Source organism: Methylobacterium sp. J-088, from assembly GCF_022829295.1.
Classification (GTDB): domain Bacteria; phylum Pseudomonadota; class Alphaproteobacteria; order Rhizobiales; family Beijerinckiaceae; genus Methylobacterium.
This window is the reverse complement of the sequence record NZ_JAKSYH010000072.1, coordinates 1-25,857: the sequence shown is the minus strand read 5'-3', so window position 1 is coordinate 25,857 and position 25,857 is coordinate 1. Positions and strand designations below refer to the sequence as shown.

27 protein-coding genes are annotated in these 25,857 nt (G+C 65.5%); 15 read left to right on the top strand and 12 right to left on the bottom strand.

Annotation, left to right across the window (positions count from 1 at the left end):
* Positions 1-134: 134 nt before the first annotated feature.
* The 12 genes from MKK63_RS08610 to MKK63_RS08555 all read right to left on the bottom strand — a co-directional run bounded on the left by MKK63_RS08610 (position 135) and on the right by MKK63_RS08555 (position 12,159).
* A complete protein-coding gene (locus MKK63_RS08610) occupies positions 135-2,105 on the bottom strand; it encodes a putative bifunctional diguanylate cyclase/phosphodiesterase (RefSeq protein WP_244000660.1) in 1,971 nt (656 codons plus the stop codon).
* A 700-nt stretch (positions 2,106-2,805) separates the two neighbouring features.
* Positions 2,806-3,846: a calcium/proton exchanger gene (gene cax / locus MKK63_RS08605; protein ID WP_313901759.1), complete on the bottom strand. Its 1,041-nt coding sequence runs from the start codon at positions 3,844-3,846 to the stop codon at positions 2,806-2,808.
* Between the two features lie 114 nt (positions 3,847-3,960).
* Complete coding sequence (locus tag MKK63_RS08600) at positions 3,961-5,214, bottom strand: cation:proton antiporter (RefSeq protein WP_244000656.1); 1,254 nt, start codon at positions 5,212-5,214, stop codon at positions 3,961-3,963.
* 174 nt (positions 5,215-5,388) lie between these two features.
* Positions 5,389-6,510 carry a chromosome partitioning protein ParA gene (locus MKK63_RS08595; RefSeq protein ID WP_244000654.1) on the bottom strand — a complete coding sequence of 374 codons (1,122 nt, stop codon included), beginning with the start codon at positions 6,508-6,510 and terminating at the stop codon, positions 5,389-5,391.
* 117 nt (positions 6,511-6,627) lie between these two features.
* Complete coding sequence (locus MKK63_RS08590; protein ID WP_244000652.1) at positions 6,628-6,981, bottom strand: DUF3618 domain-containing protein; 354 nt, start codon at positions 6,979-6,981, stop codon at positions 6,628-6,630.
* On the bottom strand, positions 6,978-7,385 hold the full coding sequence (locus MKK63_RS08585) for a phage holin family protein (protein ID WP_244000650.1): 408 nt from the start codon (positions 7,383-7,385) through the stop codon (positions 6,978-6,980). The genes MKK63_RS08590 and MKK63_RS08585 overlap by 4 nt, the downstream gene beginning before the upstream one ends.
* Positions 7,382-7,813, bottom strand: a complete 432-nt coding sequence (locus MKK63_RS08580) for a hypothetical protein (RefSeq protein WP_244000648.1) — start codon at positions 7,811-7,813, stop codon at positions 7,382-7,384. Before MKK63_RS08580 ends, MKK63_RS08585 begins: the two co-directional genes overlap by 4 nt.
* A gap of 41 nt (positions 7,814-7,854) precedes the next feature.
* Positions 7,855-8,217, bottom strand: a complete 363-nt coding sequence (locus tag MKK63_RS08575) for a CsbD family protein (RefSeq protein ID WP_244000646.1) — start codon at positions 8,215-8,217, stop codon at positions 7,855-7,857.
* Positions 8,218-8,805: 588 nt separating this feature from the next.
* Positions 8,806-10,830, bottom strand: coding sequence for an AI-2E family transporter (locus tag MKK63_RS08570; protein WP_244000644.1), 2,025 nt, complete (start codon positions 10,828-10,830; stop codon positions 8,806-8,808).
* Between the two features lie 14 nt (positions 10,831-10,844).
* On the bottom strand, positions 10,845-11,105 hold the full coding sequence (locus MKK63_RS08565) for a hypothetical protein (RefSeq protein WP_244000642.1): 261 nt from the start codon (positions 11,103-11,105) through the stop codon (positions 10,845-10,847).
* The gene (locus MKK63_RS08560) at positions 11,105-11,626 is read right to left on the bottom strand and encodes a hypothetical protein (protein ID WP_244000639.1); all 522 of its coding nucleotides are present in this window, start codon (positions 11,624-11,626) and stop codon (positions 11,105-11,107) included. The genes MKK63_RS08565 and MKK63_RS08560 overlap by 1 nt, the downstream gene beginning before the upstream one ends.
* A complete protein-coding gene (locus MKK63_RS08555) occupies positions 11,623-12,159 on the bottom strand; it encodes a DUF421 domain-containing protein (RefSeq protein WP_244000637.1) in 537 nt (178 codons plus the stop codon). The genes MKK63_RS08560 and MKK63_RS08555 overlap by 4 nt, the downstream gene beginning before the upstream one ends.
* A gap of 442 nt (positions 12,160-12,601) precedes the next feature.
* Between MKK63_RS08555 and MKK63_RS08550 the strand changes: the two genes are divergently transcribed.
* The 15 genes from MKK63_RS08550 to MKK63_RS08475 all read left to right on the top strand — a co-directional run.
* Positions 12,602-12,832: a hypothetical protein gene (locus MKK63_RS08550; protein ID WP_244000635.1), complete on the top strand. Its 231-nt coding sequence runs from the start codon at positions 12,602-12,604 to the stop codon at positions 12,830-12,832.
* 99 nt (positions 12,833-12,931) lie between these two features.
* Entirely contained in the window at positions 12,932-13,387 is a 456-nt protein-coding gene (locus tag MKK63_RS08545) for a PRC-barrel domain-containing protein (RefSeq protein WP_244000633.1), read from the top strand.
* A gap of 26 nt (positions 13,388-13,413) precedes the next feature.
* A complete protein-coding gene (locus MKK63_RS08540; protein ID WP_244000631.1) occupies positions 13,414-13,677 on the top strand; it encodes a hypothetical protein in 264 nt (87 codons plus the stop codon).
* 216 nt (positions 13,678-13,893) lie between these two features.
* Positions 13,894-14,322, top strand: coding sequence for a PRC-barrel domain-containing protein (locus MKK63_RS08535; protein WP_244000629.1), 429 nt, complete (start codon positions 13,894-13,896; stop codon positions 14,320-14,322).
* Between the two features lie 132 nt (positions 14,323-14,454).
* Positions 14,455-14,628, top strand: coding sequence for a DUF1328 domain-containing protein (locus MKK63_RS08530; protein ID WP_244000627.1), 174 nt, complete (start codon positions 14,455-14,457; stop codon positions 14,626-14,628).
* A gap of 200 nt (positions 14,629-14,828) precedes the next feature.
* Positions 14,829-15,638, top strand: a complete 810-nt coding sequence (locus MKK63_RS08525) for a hypothetical protein (protein ID WP_244000624.1) — start codon at positions 14,829-14,831, stop codon at positions 15,636-15,638.
* Positions 15,638-16,654, top strand: coding sequence for a fatty acid desaturase (locus tag MKK63_RS08520; RefSeq protein WP_244000622.1), 1,017 nt, complete (start codon positions 15,638-15,640; stop codon positions 16,652-16,654). Before MKK63_RS08525 ends, MKK63_RS08520 begins: the two co-directional genes overlap by 1 nt.
* A 106-nt stretch (positions 16,655-16,760) precedes the next feature.
* Complete coding sequence (locus MKK63_RS08515; protein WP_244000621.1) at positions 16,761-16,961, top strand: hypothetical protein; 201 nt, start codon at positions 16,761-16,763, stop codon at positions 16,959-16,961.
* Between the two features lie 26 nt (positions 16,962-16,987).
* Entirely contained in the window at positions 16,988-17,239 is a 252-nt protein-coding gene (locus MKK63_RS08510) for a hypothetical protein (RefSeq protein ID WP_244000618.1), read from the top strand.
* 107 nt (positions 17,240-17,346) lie between these two features.
* On the top strand, positions 17,347-18,324 hold the full coding sequence (locus tag MKK63_RS08505; RefSeq protein ID WP_244000616.1) for a mechanosensitive ion channel family protein: 978 nt from the start codon (positions 17,347-17,349) through the stop codon (positions 18,322-18,324).
* Positions 18,321-19,619, top strand: a complete 1,299-nt coding sequence (locus MKK63_RS08500; RefSeq protein WP_244000613.1) for a DUF2254 domain-containing protein — start codon at positions 18,321-18,323, stop codon at positions 19,617-19,619. Before MKK63_RS08505 ends, MKK63_RS08500 begins: the two co-directional genes overlap by 4 nt.
* Positions 19,620-20,007: 388 nt before the next feature.
* Positions 20,008-20,754, top strand: a complete 747-nt coding sequence (locus MKK63_RS08495; protein WP_244000610.1) for a glutaredoxin — start codon at positions 20,008-20,010, stop codon at positions 20,752-20,754.
* A gap of 216 nt (positions 20,755-20,970) precedes the next feature.
* Positions 20,971-22,419, top strand: coding sequence for a carbohydrate porin (locus MKK63_RS08490; protein WP_244000608.1), 1,449 nt, complete (start codon positions 20,971-20,973; stop codon positions 22,417-22,419).
* 1,315 nt (positions 22,420-23,734) lie between these two features.
* Positions 23,735-24,817, top strand: coding sequence for a YeiH family protein (locus tag MKK63_RS08480; RefSeq protein WP_244000606.1), 1,083 nt, complete (start codon positions 23,735-23,737; stop codon positions 24,815-24,817).
* 169 nt (positions 24,818-24,986) lie between these two features.
* A partial coding sequence (locus MKK63_RS08475) for a molybdopterin-dependent oxidoreductase (RefSeq protein ID WP_244000604.1) occupies positions 24,987-25,857 on the top strand: 871 nt, incomplete at its 3' end.

The window sequence follows — 25,857 nt, the reverse complement described above, 5'->3', positions numbered from 1 at the left end:
CTCGCATCCGCGCCCCGACGCGCATGCCCGAGAGCTGAGACTGGACCGGCTTTGGCATCGGTGTCTCACACGACCGAAACGAGGCGCTCTGAGCCTGAACCGAAGCGACAGGAGTGTCACGAGCGCTGATCGGCCTACTGCGCTCGGCGTCGAGAAAGACGTGTGTCGTCGAGGGCGGAGGTCCCGACATCCTCACGGCGCAGATACGGGCCGATCGCCTCCGGCGCCATCGGTCGGTGGAACAGGTAGCCCTGCATGGTTCGACAGCCCAGCGCCTGCAACAGCGCGGCCTGCTCGTGCGTCTCGACGCCCTCGACGACGCAGTCGAGCTTCAGGCTGCGGCTCAGCTCGAGGATGGAGCGGATGATCTTGCGCGCGCTGTCGTGCTCCATGAGTCCCTGGGTGAAACTCCGATCGATCTTCAGCTTATCGACCGGCAAGCGATGCACGTAGGCCAGCGAGGAATAGCCGGTCCCAAAATCATCGAGCGACAGGCTCACCCCAAGCGCCTTCACACGCGCGAGACCGGCCTGCGCCTGAGCGAAATCGTCGATCATCGCCGTCTCGGTGGCCTCGAGCTGCAGGCGGCTTGGATCGACGCCGCTAGCCTCGATCAAGGCGCAGAGCCGACCGACTGCTTCTGGCGCCGTGATGTCGGCCATGGACAGGTTGAACGACAGGCCGACATGCGCGGGCCACTCGGCCATCACACGCAGCGCCTTGGCCATCAGGATCTGCGTGAGTTCGTTGATCAGCCCGACGCGCTCGGCGACAGGGATGAACCGATCCGGAGATACCAGACCGAGTTCGGGACTGTGCCATCGTGCCAGCGCCTCGAACGCGACCGTGCGCTGTTGGCCGACATCGACCATCGGCTGGAACACCAGGCTGAGTTCCGCGGCGAGGTCGGCGTGTCGCAGGGCGTGTTCGATCGCCCCCTGGAGCCGCATACGCGTCTCATGCTCGTGCGCGAACATCACCCACGTGCCGCGATGATGGGCTTTGGCCTCGTACAGGGCGAAATCGGCGCGCTCGACAAGCTGTGCCGCGGTCGTACCTGCCTCGACGTACCGGGCACAGCCGATCGATGCCCCGATCCGCGCGTTGAGGCCGTCGCAGGCGAATGGCCTGCTGACCGCCGCGATGATCGATCGGCACTGAACCTCGAGATCGTCGTCCCGGCCACGATGCACGATAATCAGTGCGAACTCGTCTCCGCCGAGGCGCGCCAGGGTGGATCCACGCGGCACGACCGCGTTCAGCCTCTCGGCGACCTCCTCGAGGACGCGATCGCCGGCCACGTGGCCATGGGAGTCGTTGACGCCCTTGAAGCCGTCGAGATCGATGATGGCCAGGGTGAACCCGTCGCCCCCCGCCTCCGTGCAGCGGATCGCGGCATCGAGGGCGGGAAAGAAGCTGCGTCGGTTCGGCAGCCCCGTGAGCATGTCGGTCGCGGCCAACCTGAGGTTCTCGGCGCCGAGGGCTTCGAGCTTCTCGTTCTGCCCGACCAGGCGGGTGAAATCCCGGTAGTACACGAACAGGATGAATACCATCACGCCGCCGACGAGCAGCTGGTTGACGGCGATCGCCTTCAGGATCGCCTGCTGCTGGACGAGGGCGAAGCCGACGAACGGCACGATCACGCAGACGGCGACGATCAACGCGGCCGAGCGCAGGTGCATCAGGCAGAACACGCACGCGATCGTGGTGATGGCGACGTAGAAGAACACGTGGAAATGCGCGATCTCGTCGCCGTACTGGGCCAGGGCCAGCGACCAGGCGAGGAATGCCGGCCCCAGCAGCGCGCACAGTCGGTTCGTCTGGCGCAGCAGTGGGGCATAACGGTCCGGCGGGAGGGCGGCGAGATCGAGCCGGGTCCAGGTCCAGGTGCGAGCGAGGCAGACCGTCCCCAACAGCAGCACCGGGACCACCACGAGTCCGGTCGGGGCGACTCCGAAATGGGTGTAGGCGAGGGCGCCCGAATTGATCGTCAGGATGACGTACAGTAACGGGACCTGCAGCTTCAGTGCCGTTAATTGAGCGGCCGCCAGGGCTGGCGCTGTTTCTGGAACTCGAAGGAGTGAGTAGGCGTGACGAAGGGGCATAATGCTGCTCTTATTGGCAGCACGTACCCTCCTATCTTAGGTCTGAATATTGAGTTATCAGTCAGGATCCATGCCTGGGCAGATCAATCATATGACTTTGAATGCGCCTTATATGAAGTTAATCGTTGTGCTTAAGAGAATGTAGCATATGCGGCTTCAAATGCGCCTGAGCTGTACTCACGATACAAATTTTGCATGATCGACCTGCGAGGCTGGCGCGCTGCGGCGCTATGGGCGGATCATCATCCGAGGCTAGGATTTTTAAATTCTGACAGAGCGCCCACTAAATTACCGGTCAATTATCAGGCGAACAGACCGCGCCGCCAACCGGCGGGAGAATAGTCTAAGAGCACTTCTAAATGCCAGATCGATATGTCGGCAATTGGATCGTTTTCCCGACGAAAATCTTGTGCCTGTTGGCGAGCGTCTGAAAGGGCTATTTTCTGACGGGAAAGCGTGTCGGCCTTTCAAGTATCGACAAAACGCGGCTGTAAACGGAGAATGTCCGGTTAGGTCATCGCGCGCCAGAAAGCGGACCGGCGGCTTTCGGCCAAACCCGGGCGGCGGCTTTGCGCCCATCTCAGCCATTCGGCGGAGTTTATTGAGATCTCCGAAGCAGACATCGGAACAGATTGGTTCGTAAGTTGTACCCAGCGCCCGCCGACAGAGCGTCTCGGGGTGGTGCGATGACGGAAACGCATCAAGCCGGGCTTGCGAAGAAGAAGGTTAGGCCGAACAGGACGTAGACCCCGAGCAGCAGGAGCCCTTCGAACCAAGTCGTCTCGCCGTCCCGGGCGATGGCGTTGACGATGAAGGCGGTGCCCGCGATGGCGAAGAGGTGCAGCGGGTTCGAGAACACCAGCGTCATCGGGTGGCCAAGGGCCCAGGAGATGATGACTAGCAGCGGCGCCAGCACCAGAGCCACCTGGATGGCCGAACCGATGCAGATGTTGAGGACGAGCCCCATGCGGTCCTCGTGCGCGAACCAGACCGCCGCGAACAGGTCGCCGGCCGTGCCGACCAGGGCAAGCACGATCACGCCGAGGAACATCGGCGAGAGATGCAGGGCTCCGGCGGCCGGAATGATCGTCCCCGAGAGCATCTCGGACTCGAACGCGATGGCGACCGTGGCGGCGACGAGGACCCCGATGGCGAACGGCAAGCTCCAGTCGGCTTCGCCGCTGCCCTTGTCGTTCGAGAACACGTCTCGGTGAGTCACCAGTGTGAAGGCGAGGTTGGCGAGGTAGAGCAGCAGCAGCACGACGGAGACGCCGAGGCTGACCTCCTCGTCGGTAACGCGAAGGGTCGCCGCCTGCCCCGACATGCGCCCGCTGGCGTCGAACACGGCCGGCAGCAGCAGGGCGATGACGACGAGGATCAGCAAGGTCGACAGCAACCCGGCCCGCTCCGGGTTGAACTTCTGCCGCTCCCGGGTCGCCCCGCCGACGATGATGGCCATGCCGAGGCCGAACAGGCTGGTGCCCATGATCGAGCCGGCAATCTGCGCCTGCACCACCGCGGCTTCGCCGCGCAGGAGCACGAATAGGGCGAGGACGAGTTCGGCGATGCTGCCGAAGCTGACCGTGAGCAGGCCGCCGATGGCAGGCCCGACCTGGTCGGCGAGCTGGTCGGTGGCGCGCCGCACCCACTCCGCCAGGACCGCGATGGCGAGTGCGCTGGAGGCGAAGACGAGGAGCGGGGAGGCCCCGACGAGGTACTTCAACGCCGCCGAGATCGGGATGAGGACGAGGAGAACGGTGAAGACCGTGCGGGCATTCGGGATCCAATAAAGGGTTTCGTCTGGTGGTGACGCACCTACCCGGCAGGGGCGAGCAGTTCGCGCTGCCGGGGACCATCAGTCTGCGCGCAGCGTCCTCCGTGCGACCATGCCGAGGGTCGAGCCCTGGACAATGATGGTGAACAGCACCACCGCGTAGGTCGCCGCCAGGATCGCGGGCTTGGCGTCGCTCTCGGGGATCGAGAGAGCGAGTGCCACGGAGATACCGCCGCGCACGCCGGCCCAGGTCAGGAACGGGACGTTGCGGGCCGAGAGGTTGCCGCCCCACCGGAAGGCGAGGAGCGGCGTCGAGACGGCCACCAGACGGGCGACGAGCACGATAGGCACCGCGCAGGCGGCGAGCACCAGCCCATTCGCCTCGAAGCGCAGCACCAGCACCTCCAGCCCGATCAAGAGAAACAGGACCGAGTTCAGCACCTCGTCGATGAGCGTCCACAGGGCGGAGACGTAGCCTTGGGTCTTCTCGCTCATGGCGTCCCGCGGGGCGCGGTCGCCGACGAGGAGGCCGGCGGCGACCACCGCGAGCGGCCCGCTGAAGTGGAGCTTCTGGGCGAGGGCGTAGGTGCCGGCGACCAGCGCCAGGGTGATCAGCACCTCCACCGGGAAGTCGTCGATGGCGCGCATGGCCCGGTAGGCGACGTAGCCGGTGATCACACCGAGCAGGAGCCCGCCGCCGGCCTCCTGCAGGAGCAGCGTGGCGATGCCGCCAGCGCTGGTCGCGTCGCCACCGGTCCCGGCGGCGAAGGCGACGAGGACGGTGAACAGCACGATGCCGATGCCGTCGTTGAACAGGGCCTCGCCCTGCATCACGACCTCAAGGGTCTCGGGGACCTTGACGTTCTTTAGGGTCGCCAGCACCGCGACCGGATCAGTGGGGCTGATGAGGGCGCCGAAGACGAGGGCCCAGGCGATCGGGACCGGCCTGCCGATGAGGTCGGCGGCCAGCCAGAACGCGCCTCCGACGATCGCCGTGGAGATCAGCGTGCCGATCAGGGCCAAGGTCGCGACGCGCCCGGCCCTGTCGCGAAGCATGCGCAGGTCGAGGCTCATCGCGCCGGCGAACAGCAGGAAGGCAAGCATGCCGTTCATCACCACGTCGGTAAAGTCGACCTGATCGAGCACCCGCGTCAGATCTTCGTAGAGATGCTGCTTCGGGAAGGCGAGGTCGACGAGAACGAGCGCCAGCGATGCCAGAAGCCCCATCACGAGCAGGCCGATGGTATGCGGCATGCGCAGGAAGCGACTGTTCAGCCATCCGAATAGGGCCGACAGGGTCAACAGCAGGGCGGCGAGATCAAAGATCGAGATCACGGGATCTTTCAGTCAAAACTGGAACGGTGGGCGCTCTACTCGTCAATTCAGACGGAGACTTCACCACCGTATCTGGGCTCGACTAACCCGTGCCGGCGCGCGAGCTCCTACCAAAGCCGGGCGCAGCATGTCATCCAGGCCTCCGAGCAGCCCGGGGCAATGCCCAACCGGCCATCATTCGGGCTTCGTTGCCGGCTGCCCGGAAAGCTGCTGGCGCACGTCGGCGAGCTTGGCCTGCGCGGCGGAGAGTTCCTGGCGGGTCGCGCCGAGATGGTCTTCGAAGCCGGCCATCTCCTTGTTCCGCGTTGCCATCGTCTCGGTCAGTCTGGCCAATTGGGCCTGAGCCTCGGACTGCCGCTTCTGAACGGCATCCAAGGCGGAAGCAGCGTTGTCGCGGTCGGCGGACAGCTTCTGGACGGCCTGCTCGACTTGGCTACGCTCCGATGTCACCCGATCCCGCTCTGACTGCGCGGTGGCGAGGTCGTTCCGCGTCGAGACGAGGTCGTCCTTGGCTTGCCGAAGTTGTTCGCCCGCCTGGGCGATCTCGGCGGTCAGCTTGTCTCGGTCGCTGGTCAGGCTGGCGATGGTCCCCTCCAGGTCGGTGCGCTGCTGTCCCAATTCCTTGGCCCGCGTCCGGGCATCCGAGAGTTCCTTCTGGGCGGCGGCGGCCCCTTCCCGCGCCTTCTGCTGGCTCTCCTCGGCCTTGGCGAGCTCGGCGGTCTTGCTCGTCGCCTCCTGGGACATCGCGGCGAGGTCGGAGCGCAGCTTGGCCTCCTGCTGGCGCGCCTCCTCCAGGCGGCGTCCGACATCGGCCAGGTCCTTCGTCCGGGCCGTCGCCGCCTGCTCTGCGGCGGTGATGGCGTCGCGCATCGGCGCGAGCTTCTGTTCGGCCTGGCTGACCTGGGCCTGCAGATCGGTCAGCCCCTTGGTCTCAGCTTCGGCGCTCGCCTTGGCCTCGGCCGTCCTGGTCTCGGCCGCCTGCCGCTCGGAAGCCAGGCTTGCAGCCATCGCTCGGGCTTGTTCCGCTGCCTGGGCCGCGTCCCGCTCCTGTTGTTGGGCCGATGCGATCTTGGCCTGGAGAAATGCGAGGGTGCCGGCGCTCGCCCTCTGCTGGTCGAGGTCGACCTGAAGCGCCGTCTGGCGCGTCTCCAGGTCCTGGATGCGATGATCCCGCGCGGACCGCTGCTTGGTCCCGGCGATAGACGCGACGACGAGCCAGATCAGAAGGACCCCCGCCACGACAGCGAGGCTGAACGGCAGGGGCCGGCGAAGTTCCGAACGGTAGTCGATGGCCATGGCGGTCTCGCAAGCTTCGGAAAAGGCAAGTTAGAGCGTGTGCGGAGGAGCCGGTGGTCGTCGCCGGCACCCGCATGGATCGGCGTTCGCATGACGGGCATGGCGGCCGGCTCGATCCTATGGCTCGCTTGTCATGGATGCGCCGGGGCGAGGCCCGACCTTGCCGGCTGGGTCGGCGTCGGGGTGCGCGTCCCGTAAGGCGCGGTGGATGACGCCTTTGCGCTGCGCCCTGGGCCGCAGGAGCATCACCGCCCCCAGGCACATCAACGGCACCGGCACCGGGCTTCGACGGACCGCGTTGAGGGCGCCGTCATAGAGACCGGCCCCTGCCTCGCTCCGGCGCACGGTCCCAAGCATGTCCTCGACGATGCCGGCCGCGTTCAGCCGTCCCTGAATCCCGCTCAGCGCATGATCGAGTCGTGCCCTGCTCGCGAAAATGTCGCGTTCGAGTTCGTCGGTGCGGACGCTCATGACCCGACCTGCTCCCGGATCGCCTCGGCATCCTGCCTGAGTTGGCGGCTCGTCCGGGTGGGGACGAGCGTCGACGCTGAGAGCCTGCCGCGCGCGACCAGGACGAGGATCACGGCGACCGCGAGCAGGCAACCGCCGACGAGGAGGGCCGAGAGAGCTTCCGAGTGGACGATGGTGGCGAGCCACTTCACCAGGGCGTCGATCAGGACCAGCAGCCCGACCACGGCGAACATGGCCGCCGCGGCCATCGCCGCGACGCCGATGGCAACCTCACGGACGTTGTCGGCCATCTCCTGCCGAAGAAGGGCGAGCTCCCCGCGGACGACGTCACCCGCGGCACGCAACGCCCCGGCGACGAGCCCCTGGATGCTGTCCGCCGACGCGGACGGAGGCGCCGCGGTCATGGGTAGCCGCCCCACGGTTCCCCGGGCCGCTCGGCCGTGGGACCGGGATCCCCGGTCCTCGACGCTCGCTGCAGGTGGAAGATGCCGTAGCCGGCTGCGAGTGCCACGGCCATGGACGCTGTCGGGTACCTACGGACGACGAGCTTGGCGTCGCGGTAGAGTTCGTGAAGGCCGCGGCGGTCGATGTTACCCGAAAGGTCGTCGAGACCGTCGGCCACGGCATGCACGAAAGACTTGACCTGCGCGCCATCGTCGATGCGCTCGGTGTCGCCGCGCAACGCCTTGGCGAGGTCGGCGAGGAAACCGGCCGCCTCACCTTTGCGACGGTCGACGTAGCCGGTGGCTTGGTCGCGGATCGCGTCAGCGAGGCCGGCCGGCGACTTGGCCGCCGTCGGGGAGGCACCCGCAGGTTGGGAATGGTCATTCATGGGATGCTCCGATCCGGCGGGAGGGCACGGGGCCTTTCGACCTAGCGGCGCCCGTGGATCACCATGGCGAGGAGGTAGCCGACAGCACCGGCCATCGCCGCTAGCGCCAAGGGAGAGTCCTTGGCGTAGCGGGCGACCGTCTCGCTTCCCTGACGGTATGCGCTGCCGGCCTGGGGGGACGCGTCGCGGCCCCTATCGATGACGCGGTCGACGAGGTTCCCGGCCTGGTCGGCAACCTCGCGGATCGCGTCCTTGCCCTGCCCGACGAGGTTCTCGGCGCTGCCCTTGGCTTCGTTGGCCTTGCCCCTGGCCTGGGTCTCGCGGTCGCCGGTGACCTCGCCGACGGCGCCCTGGACCTTGCCGCCAAACTCCTTGGTGGCGCCGGTGATGCGGTTCTCGTCCATCTGGCTCTCCTGTCTTCGTAAGCTTCGGGCTTCGCATAGTCGTACGGTGCTGTGGCAAGCGAAAATGGGTTGGCGGGACATTCCCTCGTCAGGCCGCAATCCCTACTGAAGGGCGCCGGCGCTGCGAGGCATGGCCTGCAGGGCGAGAACGACCTGGACCGCGTAGATCAGGCCGACCGTCCGTTCACTCGCCCCATTACGGAATGCTCTGTCCCGTAGAATGGCGAGGGCGATCTCGATGTCCGCGCGTTTGGCACCGTCTTGGGTCTCCCTCTCCCTGTCGAGAAGCGAGATCAGGTCCCCGAGATAGCGTCTGGTGGCTATCCGTTCTGCATGCCCCATTGGTCGCTCCCTGGGGGATTGGACTGGCGCGCACCATGCGTCCGGTCCAGGCGCGTTTGGCCCTACGATCCAGAGCGCGAAGGGAAGACGTGCCGAAACAACCAGCACTGCGTCGATGGAGCGGGCTTCACCATCGAGGCGAACCCGGCAGGCAGACCGGGCTCCTTCCGAGCATGGATGCTGTGGTCCTGCGCGATCATATGATGGAGCTGCTGTACAATTCCGGGATTGCAGGCCTCTGGTCGCTCACCCGGGCTGGGATACAGCCCTCACAGCCTCGCGGAGGTGATCTCGGTCGGACTGCACACGGGATCCGGCCACGCCGACAATTTCAATGGGCGCCTCCGCCGCGGCTGCTAAACACGCTTCGACCGCCTCACTGAGCGAGGACACGTACATATCCGCGCCGACTTCCCGCCTCAGGGCGGCGTCAGTGAGCACCTTCTCGCCGGCGGGCCAGAGACCAACCAGAACCCGCACGCCCGGCGACCGGCGCTTCAGCCGCTCCAGCAAGTAGCGCAGGTGGGCCGGGTGGCCGGTGATGTCGAGATAGGACACGCACACCATCGCGACCCCGGTTACGTCGAGGTCGCGGACGCGCTCGCGCGAGACCTCGCCGTGCTGGACCAACCGTGTCCCGAGCCCGCGCCTCCGCAGCAGTTGCGCCAGTATCGCCGAGGCGGCCTCATCGAGAGGGCCGCGTCCGGCCACGCACAGCACCGGTGCATCACCGCGCCATCCAGCGGGCCATGCCACGCTCGACGGCGTCTGTGCGATGCCGTCCTCGTTCCCCGGTCGGCGAGGCTCGGTGGAGGGCGTTGGCGCCTTCGGGTCGACGCCCTCGTCGTCGCCATCCGTCTCGACGTCCTCATGGTCCTCGAAGTCCTCGACAAGGGATCGGGCCGAGGCGCGGATGTCCTCCAATTGCGCCGGCGTGACGACGCCGCGGGCGTAGTCGTCGGCCGCGAGCTGCAATCCCTTCAACGCCACCTCGTCGTAGTACGAGGACAGCGAGCACTCCCGCAGCATGGTCTCGCCGAGGTTACGGGCTTCGTCCGGGTCGCCGGCCAACATGCGCTGGTAGAAGCTCTCCACCGGCGTCAGCGGCGGCCGGTCGCCGAGCAGCACGTCTAGGAACTCAAGGCTGTCGACGTGGCGTCCGAGCACGACGAGGCAGACGGTGAACGGGGTGGCCAGGATCATTCCGATGGGCCCCCATAGGCAGCCCCAGAATAGCGTCGAGACGATCACGGCGAACGGCGAGAGACCGGTGGAATGGCCGTAGAGCAGCGGCTCGATCACCTGCCCGAACAGGGACTCGGTCACCACGAACAAGGCGGCCGTGGCGATCACCATGCCCCAACCGGGATCGACCGCGGCCGCCAGCGCCAACGGGAGGATACCGGAGATGAAGGCACCGATGTACGGCACGAAGCGCATCAGTGCCGAGAACACGCCCCATAGGATCGGGTTGGGCACCCCGATGAACCAGAGGCCGATCCCGACGATGACCCCGAAGAGGGCGTTCATGCCGAGTTGGGCGAGGAAATAGGTCCCCAGGCGGTTCGCCGCGTCGTCCATGGCCATGGTGGTGCGGTGCAGGTCGCTCGATCCGAACAGGCGGATGATGCGGTCGCGCAGGTCCTCGCGCTGCAGCAGCAGGAACACGACCACGACGAGCACGATGCCGACCGTGGTCAGCGGCTCGACCACTGGGCCGAGAACGTCGCGGGCCAGCGTCAGCGGCGAGGCGTCGGGCTCCTGGACCTTGACGAGTTGCGCCTTCCGCGTGTCGCCGGCCGGCCCCGCCGCGGCGGTGGTGCCGGCGGCGTCGGCCTTTTGCGCCGCATCGTGGACACGATGGCTCAAGGTCCGGATGACTTGATTGGCATCGCCGAGCCATCCATCCCGCAACCCGGCGAACTTCTTCTGCACGGTTGCCTGGTACTGCGGCAGGTTGCCCGCGAGCCCCACGACCTGGCTGCCGATGATCGTGCCGACCCCCCCGATGACGGCGAGCGCGAGGAGGACGGCCACGATGACGGATGGAACCCGTCCGAGCTTGATCCAGCGCAAGAGGTTGACGACGGGTCCGAGGACGAAGCTGAGCAGGACGGCGAGGACGAGGGGGATGAACACCTCGCGCCCGAGGTACAGGGCGGCCACGACCACGACGCCGACGGCGAGCGTCAGCAAGCACCTAAGGCCAGGTATGACCGGGGGCGGAACGCGAGCGGGCGGACGGATGACTACGGCATCGTCGATCGGCATCCGGCATGAGCCCTTCATCGCTGAGCCGACGGACGCGGCATGCCGGCGATGACGCCGCCAAACCCATTCCGACGCCGGGCCCAAGCTGGTTCGGCCGCTCTCAGCACGGCGGCCGCCGCGTAGAGTTGCGCGTCCCGGCCGCGGGCGGATTGCCAGGGTTGCGGAGGCTTCGGATGGATGCCGACGAAGTCGACCACCTCCCCGGTGCGCAGGGTGACGCCGGTGACGACGGCCGGGGTGTCCTGCCCGGCGAGGTGGCGGATCTCACCGTTCACTAGGGGCAAGCGCGAGAAGAAATGGATGCCATAGTATACGACCCGGTGATCCGCTTGAGCGTGTGGGGCATCGCCTCCGCCACGGGCTTGAGCGCATCCTCCCACCATGCGTCGGTTTCCATCGCGAGAAAAAGGTCGGGCTCGGTGCGCTGCACGGCCGTGAGCAGCGGACCGGCCTCGCGATTGCCGAACTGAACGTTGGCGATCAGGACGGAGAGACGCTGCTCGGCCGGGCAGGTATCTACCGCCACGCCTCGGGTGGGCAGATACGGCCGAAGGATCCAACCATTCACCGTCAGTCCGACCGCCACGAGGGCAAGGGCTAGTCCGGAAGACCTGGGAGCCATCCGAAGGCACATGAGCAGGCCGACACCGACCGCGACCAGCGCGGCGGCAAGTGGCAGGCGCGGGAAGTCGAGCAGGCGGACCCACCACCACTCGGTCGGGATCAGCGGGACCAGACTCGCGGCCGCGAGAAGAGCGGCGAGAAGGAGGAGCGCCCAGCAGGCGACAAACCTCACGTCCGGCTCGGCATTGGCGGGCTCGCCTCCGGCCGCGGAACGCCGGACAGGCGATCCTCTTCGTCGGAGAGGGACTTGAGCACACTGATCGAGCCGTCGGTCTCCAGCACCACCGCCGCAGCCTGGGAGAGATCGTCTATGCCCTCCGAACGCAGGGCCGAGAGGACGTCGTCCCGGGTCATGCGTTGGCGGCGCATGGTCCCCGCGATGAGTTCCCCGCGATGGGCGAGCAGGCTCGGTTCGGCCTTGATCAAGGCCCGCACTCGCGACGAGCGAACGCTCGTCCAGGTGATCAGGTACTGCAGGCCGATGAGGGTCGCGAGTGCGAGCAGGCCTTCGAGGAGTGCGACCGACTTGGTCAGCACGATGGAGGACAGCGTCGAGCCGAGCGCCACGGTCACAACGAGGTCGAAGGCGTTGAGCTTCGTCAGGGTGCGCTTGCCGGAGATCCGCAGGAACAGGATCAGGGCCACGTAGGCCAAGGGTCCGACGACGATGACCCGCAACAGGCCGGTCCAGGTATCAAAGAACATCGTCGGTCCACTTCCGGGAATGCCCACCCGGCGATGCCGATGCGCGAGCGGGAGCCGTCCAGAGCCACTGAAAGGCCCGGCGACCGCGGAATGTGATCATACTCAGCGCATGTCCTTGGGCAGGTGCTTGATCGGGTCGGTCGTCCCGCCCTAGGTTCTGCTCGGGATCGAGCCTTCGGACTGCATCACGTCCGTCGAGGACTGGATCGCGCTCGGCGCGGCCACTTGGCCGGTCGCATGTTTTGGTGCCGCCCCGCCGCTTTTGCTGGTGGACGTGCGGTCCGGCAACGTCCCCGGCGTCTGCTGATCGATGGAGCTCGCCGCCGATTGCGCGAGAGTCGGACCGCTTGACGCGAGTCCGGCGGCAGCAAAGAGAGCCCACCCCGTCAAAGGTCCGGGCGGGCAGCATGCAGCGAGAACAGACTGAACGGTCGGCATCCTGATGGTCCAATCTCGTGACGATGCCAAAACATCGTGGTCGGGTGTGATCAATCCCTGGCCGAACGCCATGGTTAACGGCCTCGCCGTCCATCCCAATTGCGGGCGGCGAACCGTGCCGGGCGATACGCGACGTCGCAGCCGCCAAGCCGATCCTTATGCGTTCAATGCCATCCAGGCTCTAAAGCACCAAGCATTTTTGAATATATTTTTTCTGAACTCATTCGTGAATTGAACGTTTTTCAGCAAGAACCTCAATATCGGCGCTCAATGCACGGCAACAATTGACTGGTTCTTCGATATAAAAGTGAATTTTTTTCGTCATATGATGGGAATGATCACGTCAAAGCGTCTTATCGTTGGTGTCCTGGCTTTGTCCTGCGCCGCGTTCCCCGCCCTGGCCCAGACCGCCACTGCGCCCACCGGCGGCATGGGCTCATCCTCCGATATGGGGATGAAGATGGCCGACACAGCCACGGTCAAGCTTAAGTTCGTGACGGTGAAGCCGGCCGACGTGATGTCGTCGAAGCTGGTCGGCGCCACGGTCTACAACAACAAGAAAGAGACTGTGGGCGAGATCGAGGACCTCGTGATCGAGCACGGCAAGATCGTGACCGGCGTGATCGTCAGCGTCGGCGGCTTCCTCGGGTTGGGCGAGAGCTACGTCGTGCTTGATCCGTCGACCATGGCCGTGGGCGACAAGGGCGGGAAGTGGGCGACCTACGTCGACACCGACAAGGACACTCTCAAGAACGCGCCGACCTTCAAATACTCGAAGCACAAGATGTGATCCGCAACCGACGAGGAGATCCCATGATGTCCCGTACGATTCTCACGACGCTGTTCCTGGCCTCCCTCGGCGTGGCCACCTCGACGCTGCCTTCCGCGGCGCTGCCGGTCGCTTCGCCGACGATAATTGGGTCGGCCCACGCCGACCTCGTGCAGGTCCGGATGTCGCGTCACTCGATGCGCCACCGCCGGATGCGCGGTCGGTCGGGTAGCGGCAACGCCAACATGCCGTCGCGCGCCCCGGGCGCCCAACAGTACGGCCAGACCACGGGTGGCCCACGTCGCCGCTGAGGGCCTGGCCCAAGCGTCGATCCTCCGGCGGGGCCTCCATAGGCACTCCCGCCGTAGGTCGAGGTCAACCAAGCCCAGCCCGAGGTCAGTGTCGTCCAGCCGCAGGACAACGCCAAGGTCAGCCTGACCGGGCAGAACCAGAGAACCGCCATCGATTACGAGAAGTCGTCCGATCAGTCGCAGATCAAGTACGAGAGCGAGAAGGCTGGGGTCGACGTGAACCAGCCCGACGGCCAGCCCAAGATCTCGGTAATCAGGGACGGTCAGGGCTCGGCCATGGCGACGGAGGATACGACGGGCCGCACCACCGGGATGAGCAAGGTTGACGGCGACATGAAGCCGATTTCCGTCTCGACGCTGGTCGGCAAGAACCTCTACAACTTGGAGGGCGATGTGCTCGGTGACGTCGAGTACGTGGTCGACGGCGCCAATGGCCAGACCAGCGTCGTCATTGGTCTCGGTTGCTTCCTCGGCATGGGCGAGAAGCAGGTCGCTGTGGCGCTCGACAAGATCTTCATGAAGCGCGACCGGTTGGTCACCCGCGGCCGGACCGACGACCAGATCCGGGCGATGCCGGCTTGGAAGAAGGGTGACGCCAAGGAACTGGGTGGCAGTCACATGGTCAAGGTCGACACCAAGGCCTGATCCTTCTCGGGGCGTCGGTCAAGTGCTTGATCCGACGCCCTGTCGTTACGGAAATGATTTCGTAGGTGCTGAACCTAATGAAGGTCCGAACTTCGACACTGATATTTAGATTGGCATGAAGGACTTCTGTCGATGTTAAGATTAGCCTTCCTGTTTCTCGTCGTATCACTGATCGCTGGATTTTTCGGATTCTCCGGTGTTTCGGCCGCGACGGCAGGGATTGCGAAGATCCTATTCTTTATCGCAGTCGCAATCTTTGTCGCGCTGCTCATCACCGCTCTCGTTACAGGAAGCATGTTCTTCTAGCATCAATATTTCACTATGATGACAGCTCTTTATTAAGCGGTCGCTGGCAATAAGGAATATTCAAAATGATCCGACAGTTATCGTCATCTCTCGCCCTTATATCTGGACTGCTTGCAACGACTGCGATGTCTCCGGTCTTAGCGCAGACGCCGGCAACGCGTGCTCCGGAAGCCGGCACTCGGGTCGCGCCGCAAGCCCCGATGGCCTCCTCTCCCTCGCCATCGTCCGGCGGCGTCACCGGCACACCTGCAAAACCGGAGACGGATACGGCTCAGAGCAATCAGAACAGCCCTCACGCGTCTGATCGCGTTGCCTTTTTCGAGGCAGATCTCGCGGCTCTCCATGCAGGTCTGATGTTGACGTCCGACCAGGAGAAGCTTTGGCCTTCGGTCGAGCAGTCGATCCGGACCATGTCGACCATTAGGGCAGATACACGCGAAGCTGTCAAAGACGTCTTCGAGCCGCAAGATAGTAGGGGGGAGAACAATCGATCCCGCAATGCATCCGACCCATCCCTCGCAACGGACCCTTTCCTCGCCATCAAGGCCACCAGTGTACTGCTTCTGGAACGCGGTAAAGCGTTGGAGTCGCTCGCCGATGCGTCCGGGCCGCTCTACGCCAGCCTGTCATCTGAGCAGAAAGGACGACTACCCGTGCTGGTTCGGAGCTTGGCCCCGGACAACGTCAGGCTTCGCCATTTCGTAGCTCTCCTGACCTGGGACGCCACGGCCGAGAAGCGCGAGGGCCTCAAGACCCGAAACGATCAGGCGAAGCGGCGTCAGGACGGGCAAGGATCGTGGGGTTCGGAGGAGAGCGGCCGTCGGCGCGAGGGGGGCACGATGAGTCGCGATTCATATCAAGGCTGGTCCAGTCGTCAGCATGCGGACCGGGACCAAGCTCAGGAGGAAGATGAGCCAAGACAGATGTCAGGCAGACCGGGTTCGCGGCGCGGCTACGGCATGAGGCAAGGCGAACGTTATAGCGATCTGCCGTACGGCACGGACGAATGATGGCGAAAGATCACGCTGCCCTCGATGTCGCCCGACATTGCGCCGCCTATCGTGAGCCGGTCGTCCGCTGCGCCGCGATCCAGCTTGCGAACACCCTGGTGCCGTACCTGATCCTGTGCGTCGTAATGACCGTAGCCGCGGCGAATGCGAAGTGGTGGATCGTGGCGCTCTTGACCGTCCCCGCGGGCGGCCTGCTCGTCCGCCTCTTCATCATCCAGCACGATTGCGGGCACGGGTCGTTCCTGCCCTCGCGCGTCGCGAACGATGGGATCGGTCGAGGGCTCAGCCTGCTGACGTTGACGCCGTACGACAGTTGGAAGCGGGGGCACGCCCTGCACCATGCTTCGACCGGCGACCTGAGTCGGCGCGGCACTGGAGATGTCGAGACCCTGACGGTGCGCGAGTATCTCGCCCTGCCGCGCCTGGGTCGTCTGCGATACCGGCTTTACCGTAACCCCTTCCTGCTAATCGGCCTGGGCTCGCCCCTGAACTTCCTCCTCCTGCAGCGCATGCCCTTCGGCGTCGGCTTGCCGTGGCGGACGGCGTGGCGGGACGTCGTCGTGCTCGACCTTTGCCTGGCCGTGCTCGTCGGTGCGCTGGCCCTAGCGACGGGCAGTCTCCTGCTCGTGCTCGGGGCGCTCGTTCCGACGGTGTGCGTGGCGGCGTGGATCGGCGGATGGCTCTTCTACGTCCAGCACCAGTACGAGGACACGATCTGGGAAAAGGGCGACGAATGGGATTTCCACGCGGCGGCCCTGGGCGGCAGTTCGTACTACGTGCTGCCCGCCGTGCTGCAGTGGTTCACCGGCAACGTCGGGCTCCACCATGTCCACCATCTGAATAGCCGCATCCCGAACTATCGGCTCCAGGAATGCCTCGACGGTCACGAGGTGCTCGGACGGGTCGGCCGACTGACGCTATTGGAAAGCCTGCAGTGCCTGCACTTGGCACTTTGGGACGAGGATGCGCGCAAACTAGTCGGCTTCCCGCGCGGCCTGGGGATAGCTGCGGCCTAACAGATATCATCCACGTGGCCGCGTGCGCAGGCATCGGAAAGCCAGACGCTTTGATGGACGGGGCTGACGATGGCGCAACGAGAACGTCGGCGAAATCTAGGAACTCGTGATCGAGAACGGCAAGACGCCGACGCGCGTCGTCGTCAGCGACGGCGGCTTCCTCGGCATGGGAGAGAGCTTCGTCGTGCTCGATCCTTCGACACTGGTCATCGGCGACAAGGACGGCAAGTGGGCGGTCCATGCCGACACCGACGACGACACGCTCATGAACGCACCGAATTTCACCTGCTCTAAGCAGAAGAGCTAATCCCGCACGACGAAGGAGACATCATCATGAAGCATACTATCCTCGCCTCTGCACTGCTGGCCGGCCTCGGTCTTGGCACCTCGACCCTGCCGTCGGCGGCCATGCCGATGACCGCCTCCGGCGTCACTGCTCCTGCCAACGCGGATCTGATCCAGGTGCGCATGCACCGGCGCCACCGGATGCAGCAGGGCTCGGCCAGCCGCGGCAACGCGGCCATGCCGTCGCGCGGTGCCCGCGGACAGCAGTATGGCAACACGACCGGCGGTCCGCGCCGCTGAGGCGGTCGCGCATGCCTCGCGAGGGCTCGGTGCCCTCGGGTCGTTGAAGAAGCGCCGCCGGTTGGCCTCCGAGCCCCCGGCGGCATTCCCATGTGTCGGGACACCGCATGATCTTCTCGCAAGCGCTCGGGCGCCTCGAAGGGCTCGGCCGCTCGGCCGCAGCCCTACTGCCGGGGCTCGCCATCGCCCTCGTCCTGTTCGGCATCGGCCTGCTGGTCGCCCGAGGCGTCCGCGCCGCCGTGCGCAGGGCTGCGGAGTTACGCGATGCCTCACCGGGCTCTGCCGCGGTCCTCGGGCGGATCGCGGGCGGCGTGACGGTCCTGGTGTCGTTCCTGGTCGCGGCCTCGGTGGCGTTCCCCTCCGTCTCGGCCGCCGACCTGTTCAACCTGCTTGGCATCGGCGGCGTCGCCATCGGGTTCGCGTTCCGTGATGTCCTCCAGAATCTGCTCGCCGGCATCCTGATCCTGCTGACCCGCCCCTTCGTCATCGGCGACCAGATCCGGGCCGGGTCGTTCGAGGGGACGGTGGAGGACGTCTGGGTGCGCGCCACGGTGCTGCGCACCTACGACAACCAACGCATCCTGATCCCGAACGCCACGCTGTTCGTCGACAAGATCACGATCATCACGGCCCACGACAAGCGTCGGCTCGCCTTCCCGCTGACCATCGGTAACGGCGACGATATCAAGGAGGCGCGCCGGGTCATCGTCGAGGCCCTGCGCGGAACCGACGGCGTTCTTGCCGACCCGTCGCCGGAGGCACTCGTGACGGGCCTCGGAGCCGCCGGCGTCGATATGACAGCGCGGTTCTGGATCGACCCGCCCCGGCGACGCGACGCGGTCGATGCGCTCGACTACGCCATCTCGAACGTGAAGGAGGCCCTGACCGCGGCCGGCATCGACCTACCGTACCCGACGAGCCAGGTGCTCCTGCACGACCAGACCGAGGCGGCGGACGGCGACCGGACCCGCCAGCGCGAGGGGTGGCCCGCCGGCAAGAGCCCGCCCCGCGCCCGCTGGCAGGTCCTGCGTGAGGAAGACCAGCCGGAGGGGCACACCGTCGAACGGAAGGACGAGCGGGTATGAAGGCGCGCATCCGAGCCTGGATCGAGTACCTCGGCGACCTGTTCTGGCTCCGGCCCGCCGTGATCGTTCTCGGCTGCCTCGGGCTGGCCCAGCTCGGGGTCTGGCTGGAGACGGCCCATATCGCCGGCTACGACGCCTCGTCGCCCGACCAGAATTGGGGCTATTCCGGCGGCGCCGAGGGGGCTCGGGCGCTCCTGAGCGCCGTGGCGTCCTCGATCATCGGGGTCGCCGGTACGACCTTCTCCATCACCATCGCGGCCCTGACGCTCGCCTCCGGTCAGATGGGCCCACGGCTGCTGCGCAACTTCACGCGAGATGCCCGCAACCAGATCGTCCTGGGCATTTTTCTCGGCACCTTCGCCTACGCGCTGATGGTCCTGCGCACGGTGCGCACGGTGCAGGAGAGCCCGTTCGTCCCGCATCTCGCCATCACCGGGGCCATCGCGCTGGCGCTGCTGTCGCTGGCCACCCTGGTCTGGTTCGTCCACCACATCGCCACGAGCATCAACGTCGAGACGGTGGTCGACGCGGTGCACGGAGACCTCTGCTCGGCGGTGGAGGCGCGCACCCTCGACAGCGCGGGCATGAGGCCTCCCGCTCAACTGCCCAAGAGCGGCGGAATCATCGTCACCGGCAGCGGTTACCTTCAAGCGGTCGACGAGGACACGCTCGCCGACTGGGCCCACAAGCACGGCGCGACCGTCGCCCTGCGGGTGCGGCCCGGCGACTACGTGCCGAACCGGTTTCCGGTCGCGTTCCTCTCCGCCGGTATCAAGGATGCCGAGGCGGCTATTTCGCGTGCGCTGACCTTCGGCCGTCGACCGGCCGCCTTGCAGGACCTGGAATACTCGATCCGGCAACTGGTCGAGATCGCGGTGCGGGCGCTCTCGCCGGGCATCAACGACCCGTTCACGGCCGGCAGCGTCGTCGACCATCTCGGCGATGCCCTGTACCGGGTCGCGTCGCGTCACCTGCCGACCGGCGTCATCGTCCGGGAGGGTCGGGTCGCGCTCGTATTGCCCGTGACCGACTACGATGGCCTGTGCGACGCCATGTTCCATTCGATCCGCCAGAACGCCGCCGGCTCGGTGCATGTGCTCGCCCGGATGCTCGACGTGCTCACCCGCGTCGCCGAGGTCGAGCGGCTCACGAACCGGACCGCCGAGCTCGCCCGTCACGCGGACCTCGTCATCGCCGCGGCGAGGCGCGATGTTGCCGATCCCCACGACTTGGCCGACCTGGAGGCGAGGCATGTCCAATTCGCAGCGATGCGTGAGGATGGCCGTCCCGCGTGAAACCGTAAGGCAAACTTCCACCCCGATTTCCCAGCCCGCTCCCACGGGTGCTCCTGACTATGATCTAGGGCTTCATAGAGACCAGGTTCCTGAAGGGCGGCGGATGCGATCCGGCGGCGGTGCGGCCGAAGATCCGGGCGGTTGGACCGGCGGAGGTCAAGGAACCGGTGTCCGCAGCGGTCGAGGTTCGAAAACACCCGCCCGCACCGGACTTTCCTGAGAATGACGGCGTCAGGGCCTCGATCCGGTCCTTGACCTTGCCACGGTGGGAAACCCCATCTCGGCTCATTGATGGTTGTCGCGACGCATGCCGGGAAGCCGACCGTCGCGCTCGCGTTACCAGGGATCGGGCTACCCGAACCGCGACGCATTCCGAAAGGATTTTGTGATGCTAGACACGACTCGCAGGGCCACCATCCATCGCATGGTGATGGAGAAGCACGTCTGTCCCTACGGCCTGAAGGCTAAGGACCTGCTGGAACGCGAGGGCTTCAAGGTCGATGACAACTGGTTGACGACCCGTGAGGAGACCGACCGCTTCAAGGCGGAGCACGGGGTCAAGACGACGCCGCAGACCTTCGTGGGAGGCGAGCGCATCGGCGGCTACGACGACCTGCGCCGCCACCTCGGCAAGCCGGTCGCCGATCCAAAGGCAACGAGCTACACTCCCGTGGTCGCGGTCTTCGCGATGACTGCGTTGATGGCGCTGGCGGCGAGCTACGCGGCGTTCGGCACGCCGCTGACGGTGCGGGCGGGCGAGTGGTTCGTCGCCTTCAGCATGTGCGTGCTGGCCATCCTCAAGCTCCAAGACGTCGAGAGCTTCTCCTCGATGTTCCTCGGCTACGACCTGCTCGCCCGGCAATGGGTGCGCTACGCCTACGCCTACCCATTCTGCGAGGCGCTGGCAGGCGTCCTGATGATCGCGGGCGCCCTGTCCTGGCTGTCCGTCCCGGTGGCCCTGTTCATCGGTACCATCGGTGCGGTTTCGGTATTCAAGGCGGTGTACGTCGACAAGAGGGAGATCAAATGCGCATGCGTCGGCGGCTCGGGCAATGTGCCCCTCGGCTTCGTCTCACTCACAGAGAACCTGATGATGGTCGCCATGGCAGTCTGTATGCTGGCGATGGGACATTGAGGCGCCTGCCCCGACGACGATCCACGGGGCAGTTTTCGACACGCCGCCTCACGCCGATGTATTGTATGTTCGACGCATCGGTCACTCGTGGGCAGTGCATCGGGAGATGGGCGATGACGTCGCTGAGACGATGGTTCGAAAATGGTAGGTCGTACACCGATACGATGCCGTACACGAAACGTATCGTCGAAGGGCGGTGATGGAAGTCTTTCGCGTATGCGTTTCGCCGGCCTAGTCTTTTGCGCGGCCATGTTCGGCGGACAGCAGCCGGCATCGTCCGAGCCGCTCCCACGCGCCGAGCGGGCCACGGATCTCGACCGCGGGGATAAACGCGAGCTTCCCGCCGAGGCGACCTTCTCCGACACGCCCTACAACGCTCGCGAGGCGCCCTCCGTCGCGACTTCCCTAGGTCTCTATGCTGACCCGGGCGGCTTCCGCGCCATCCTCGCCAGCCGCGGCATCACCTACACCCTCGACTACGTCGGTGAGGTGCTCGGCAACGCCACCGGTGGCCTGAAACGGGGAGCGCTGTACGAGGGCCGTCTCGACGTGCAGGTTACGGCCGACCTCGAACGCATACTGGGTTGGGACCGCACGACGCTACATGGCATTGTCTATCAGATCCACGGTCGTGGTCTGTCGACCTTCCATCTCGACAATCTGCTCGTGGTGTCCGGCATCGAGGCGCTGGCCTCGACCCGTCTGTTCGAGGTCTATCTGGAGCACCGGTTCGAGGGGAACGCCGGCTCGATCCGGATCGGTCAGTTGGCAGCCGACTCCGAGTTCCTTCGCAGCCGTTACGCCGGGGTGTTCGTCAACTCGACTTTCTCCTGGCCGGCCATCACTGCCGCCGACTTACCCAGCGGCGGTCCGGCGTTCGTGCTGGCGACCACGGGGGCGCGTGTCGAATACCGGCCGAGCGAGACGTTCCGGGTGCGCGCCGCGATCTTCAATGGTAACCCGGCCGGGGGGCGCATCGGAGAGCCGCAGCGTATCGATGCCACTGGGCTGGAATTCCGGGTCAGTGACCCGCCCTTCGTGATCGCCGAGGTCGTCCTCGACTACGGCAAAGAGGCCGGAAGCCTGCCCGGCACCGCCAAGATCGGCGCCTGGACACATTTCGACAGATTCAACGACCAACGGCTCGCCACGAACCTCGTGTCCCTGGCCGATCCCGCGAGCAGCGGCATCCCCCGGCGTGTGCGTGGGAACGACGGCATGTACGCCATCGTCGACCAACTGGTGTACCGGGTGCCGGAGGACGCGGATGCCGGCGTCGGGGTGTTCGGCCGGGTCTCCTTCAGCCCTTCCGACCGCAACCTCATCGACCTCTACGCGGATGCCGGGATCAGCATCAACGGGTTGGTGCCGACCCGCCGTCACGATACGTTCGGCCTCGCCGTGGGCTACGCCCGGATTTCGGGGCAGACGACAGCTCTCGACCGCGACGTGGCTTGGTTCTCCGGTACGTCCTACCCGATCCGTTCGAGCGAGGTCGCCATCGAGGCGACCTACCAAGCGCGGATCGTGCCTGGTTGGGTGGTCCAGCCGACGCTGCAGTACATCGTACGGCCCGGTGGCGGCATCCCGAACCCCCGGATGCCGTACGAGCCTCGTATCGGCGACGCCCTCGTGGCCGGGATACGGACCATCATCCGATACTGAACCAGGTCAGGAAGGGCGGGGGTGTACTTCCAGGAATGGGATGAGTTAGTGATCTCAGGCACCGTATGGGTTTCCGAGCTCGTATGCATCGCGGGCGATGACGACGTATTACCCGAACTTGCCCAAAAACTGGGTGCCAAGGACCGTATCGTCACGCCAGAGGTGTGCTGGTTGCTGAGCCACCGGTCATCCTGGCATCCTGGTGCGAAATGAAGGTAGTGCCTGCCCCCGTCGCGTCGCGGCCCCGCTGATCGTCGATGCCGGCGGTCGCGGAGGGACGGATCGTCGAGAGCAAGTCGCCACTCATACTGCAGCCTGGACTTGCTGCCTTGACCCATAGCTCAAACGTAATTGCTCGTAAGCTTGGCAAATCGGATTGTAGTAAGGTAAAAAAACCTATTCGCAAACGTAAGCTTGGCCGCATCCTCTCAGATGTGGCCGGGCTTAACTATATATATTTCGAAACAGAACTTTTTGTCCCATATTAAAAAATTGGATCTGGGCGGATTATAACAAATTTATACTTACTAATACGAGCTGTTTAGCGAACCAGTTTTAAACACCAACGTAGATCCTGAGAAAAAAGGTCGGCCGTTTGCGTAAGGCGCCCTGATATGTGTACATGAGCTGCCCAAAACGTCCGCCTTTTCCAGTATGGGCACTGAAAGCAGACTCGCAGCTATCGGCTACTTCAGGCCTCGTCGGCCGGCGCCACTGAACGGCTGGGTGGGGTGGTTTCCTGCACGTCCGCTTCTGGATAGCGGTTGCATCAAGCGGACATAGCCGTGGGGACCGCTCACGACCCTTCTCTGAAGTTCGGAAGGTCCGCTTTCGGGCAACCTGATCCAATCCGGGTCCGATCCCGATCAAAGGCACCTCACGGCAGCGTTTCACACAGATCTAAAATGTCGGCCCTTTTGGCGTTCCAAACTTCGCAGACACCTTTTGAACGGCTCGGCTGGAATTGTAGACCGTCCCATAGGAGCAGGCTTCATTGGAACAGGAGGACGTTCTAGATGTCAGCCTGATTGAGCGTCCGTACCGCCGAGCGGTCCGCACGCTCGCGCATCACATGGGACCATGGCAGTGATTTTAGCCGAAGGTAGGCCTCGTAGTCATTGCCACCCTCACGCTGATCCTGGCCGAGCGCTTAGCGGTCATGCGGTCTGCAAGCCGACCCAGGGATCGAGTGTAGAGCCCCGATAGCCCACGATCAATCTCCATCGACGAATGGAACGATCGCGACGTTCTGTTGGATCGATGAGGCGTGTGCAGCGAGGATGGCGACAGATCCCAGTCCCACCGCGAGACTGCCATGTCCGACCCTGCCGCGACCAGAACCCTCCCGTCCGCCCCGCTCCGCGTTCTGCCAGGCCTGGCCCTTTGCTTAAGCGTGACCGGGCTCGCCGTCGGTTTGGAGGCTCTTGAGGAACACCTGTTCGGCCGGGCGTGGCTGGAGGCCCTGGTCCTCGCCATCGTACTCGGAACGGCGATCCGCACCGCCTGGAACCCGGGGCCACGGTTCTTCCCCGGTATCGCTTTCGGCGCAAAGACCGTCCTGGAGATCGCCGTCGTCCTGCTCGGAGCCTCGCTCAGCGTCGCGACCCTGCTCTCCGCCGGCCCGGGGCTCCTCGTGGGCATCGTCGGCGTCGTCGTGGCAGCCATCGCGGCGAGCTATGGCATCGGCCGGGCGCTCGGGTTGCATCCCCGCCTCGCTATCCTGGTCGCCTGTGGCAACTCCATCTGCGGGAACTCAGCCATCGCGGCGACCGCCCCGGTGATCGGGGCCGAGGCCGAGGACGTCGCCTCCTCGATCGCCTTCACAGCCGTCCTCGGAGTCCTCGTGGTACTCGGCCTACCGCTTCTGGTGCCGTTGCTCGGCCTGTCACCGATGCAGTACGGCGTGCTGGCGGGCCTGACCGTCTACGCCGTGCCGCAGGTACTGGCCGCGACTGCGCCGGTGGCCGCTCTCAGCGTTCAGGTCGGCACCCTGGTCAAGCTCGTGCGGGTCCTGATGCTCGGGCCGGTGGTGCTCGTCCTCTCTCTCGGGGCAAGCCGGCTCCGCGAGGAGACGGGCGAGGCCGCCCCCCACGTCAGCGCGGGCGAACGTCCGAAGCCCGGCAAACTTGCGGTCCATCGCCTCGTGCCGTGGTTCATTCTGGCATTCCTCGCCATGGCGGGGCTGCGCTCGGGTGGATTGATCCCGCAGGCTGCCCTGACGCCGATCGCCACGACCGCCAACGGGCTCACCATCGTCTCGATGGCCGCGCTCGGGCTCGGGGTCGACGTGCGCAGCGTGGTCGGCGCGGGTGCGCGGGTCACGCTCGCGGTGGTCGCCTCGTTGGCCGCTCTCACCGCCGTCAGCCTCGGCTTGATCCGGGTCCTCGGGATCGCGTGAGCCAGATCCCCCTCGACGCGCTCGCTCGCCACGCAAGGGAAAGAACGATCTGCTCAGCCGAACGGAACGAGCGGATCTTTCTATTAGAATGCTCATCCAGGGGGAGATATCTTTCCCTCATTAAAAAGACGGGCCCCGGGAGGCCCCACCCGAACGTGGAGGAACGCCGTTGAACCATGCTGCCATCCCTCGCCGTGCTGTGCTCGCCGGTCTCGGCATCGGCGGTCTCGCCGCTGCCGCACCCGCCTGGGCAGCCCGCTCGATCAAGCTCCCGCTCCCCGGCGGCCCCGACACGCGCGATCTCACGACCGCGTTCCCCGGCAAGGGGTCCATGATCCTGCAACGCACTCGGCCACCGCTCCTGGAAACGCCGTTTGAGGTGTTCGACCAGGGCGTGTTCACCCCCAATGACCGCTTCTACGTGCGCTGGCATTGGGCCTCGATCCCCACCGAAGTCGACGCGAACGCCTTCCGACTGAAGGTGCACGGACACGTCGACAAGGAACTGTCGTTGTCGCTCGACGAGATCGCTCGGTTGCCACGCTTCGAGATCGCGGCGGTCAACCAATGCTCGGGCAACTCCCGCGGGCTGTTCGAGCCGCGGGTGCCCGGGGCGCAATGGGCCAACGGCTCGATGGGTAACGCGCGCTGGACCGGCGTGCGCCTGAAGGACGTGCTCGACCGAGCCGGGGTGAGGGCCGGTGCCGTGCAGGTGCGCTTCAGCGGTCTCGACGAGCCGGTGGTGGATGATGCACCCGACTTCAAGAAGTCGCTCGATCTCAATCATGCCGACAATGGTGAGGTGATGATCGCCTACGCGATGAACGGCGAGCAGCTGCCGCTGCTCAACGGCTTTCCGCTGCGGCTCGTGGTGCCGGGCTGGTACTCGACCTACTGGCTCAAGATGCTGTCCGACATCGAGGTGCTGGACAAGCCCGACGATCAGTACTGGATGAAGACCGCCTACCGCATCCCGGACGTTCCGGGCGCCAACATCAAGCCCGGCCAGACCGGCTTCAAGACGGTGCCGATCAACAAGA

Excerpts from the sequence above, each read along its gene's own strand:
- MKK63_RS08520 (WP_244000622.1), top strand. The coding sequence starts at position 15,638 with ATGGCGAAAGATCACGCTGCCCTCGATGTCGCCCGACATTGCGCCGCC.
- MKK63_RS08595 (WP_244000654.1), bottom strand. The coding sequence starts at position 6,510 with ATGGCCATCGACTACCGTTCGGAACTTCGCCGGCCCCTGCCGTTCAGC.
- MKK63_RS08505 (WP_244000616.1), top strand. The coding sequence starts at position 17,347 with ATGATCTTCTCGCAAGCGCTCGGGCGCCTCGAAGGGCTCGGCCGCTCG.
- MKK63_RS08590 (WP_244000652.1), bottom strand. The coding sequence starts at position 6,981 with ATGAGCGTCCGCACCGACGAACTCGAACGCGACATTTTCGCGAGCAGG.
- MKK63_RS08540 (WP_244000631.1), top strand. The coding sequence starts at position 13,414 with ATGTCCCGTACGATTCTCACGACGCTGTTCCTGGCCTCCCTCGGCGTG.
- MKK63_RS08490 (WP_244000608.1), top strand. The coding sequence starts at position 20,971 with ATGCGTTTCGCCGGCCTAGTCTTTTGCGCGGCCATGTTCGGCGGACAG.
- MKK63_RS08580 (WP_244000648.1), bottom strand. The coding sequence starts at position 7,813 with ATGAATGACCATTCCCAACCTGCGGGTGCCTCCCCGACGGCGGCCAAG.
- MKK63_RS08495 (WP_244000610.1), top strand. The coding sequence starts at position 20,008 with ATGCTAGACACGACTCGCAGGGCCACCATCCATCGCATGGTGATGGAG.
- MKK63_RS08575 (WP_244000646.1), bottom strand. The coding sequence starts at position 8,217 with ATGGACGAGAACCGCATCACCGGCGCCACCAAGGAGTTTGGCGGCAAG.
- MKK63_RS08550 (WP_244000635.1), top strand. The coding sequence starts at position 12,602 with ATGGTCCAATCTCGTGACGATGCCAAAACATCGTGGTCGGGTGTGATC.
- MKK63_RS08500 (WP_244000613.1), top strand. The coding sequence starts at position 18,321 with ATGAAGGCGCGCATCCGAGCCTGGATCGAGTACCTCGGCGACCTGTTC.
- MKK63_RS08570 (WP_244000644.1), bottom strand. The coding sequence starts at position 10,830 with ATGCCGATCGACGATGCCGTAGTCATCCGTCCGCCCGCTCGCGTTCCG.
- MKK63_RS08545 (WP_244000633.1), top strand. The coding sequence starts at position 12,932 with ATGATCACGTCAAAGCGTCTTATCGTTGGTGTCCTGGCTTTGTCCTGC.
- MKK63_RS08480 (WP_244000606.1), top strand. The coding sequence starts at position 23,735 with ATGTCCGACCCTGCCGCGACCAGAACCCTCCCGTCCGCCCCGCTCCGC.
- MKK63_RS08585 (WP_244000650.1), bottom strand. The coding sequence starts at position 7,385 with ATGACCGCGGCGCCTCCGTCCGCGTCGGCGGACAGCATCCAGGGGCTC.
- MKK63_RS08555 (WP_244000637.1), bottom strand. The coding sequence starts at position 12,159 with ATGTTCTTTGATACCTGGACCGGCCTGTTGCGGGTCATCGTCGTCGGA.
- MKK63_RS08610 (WP_244000660.1), bottom strand. The coding sequence starts at position 2,105 with ATGCCCCTTCGTCACGCCTACTCACTCCTTCGAGTTCCAGAAACAGCG.
- MKK63_RS08510 (WP_244000618.1), top strand. The coding sequence starts at position 16,988 with ATGAAGCATACTATCCTCGCCTCTGCACTGCTGGCCGGCCTCGGTCTT.
- MKK63_RS08530 (WP_244000627.1), top strand. The coding sequence starts at position 14,455 with ATGTTAAGATTAGCCTTCCTGTTTCTCGTCGTATCACTGATCGCTGGA.
- MKK63_RS08525 (WP_244000624.1), top strand. The coding sequence starts at position 14,829 with ATGGCCTCCTCTCCCTCGCCATCGTCCGGCGGCGTCACCGGCACACCT.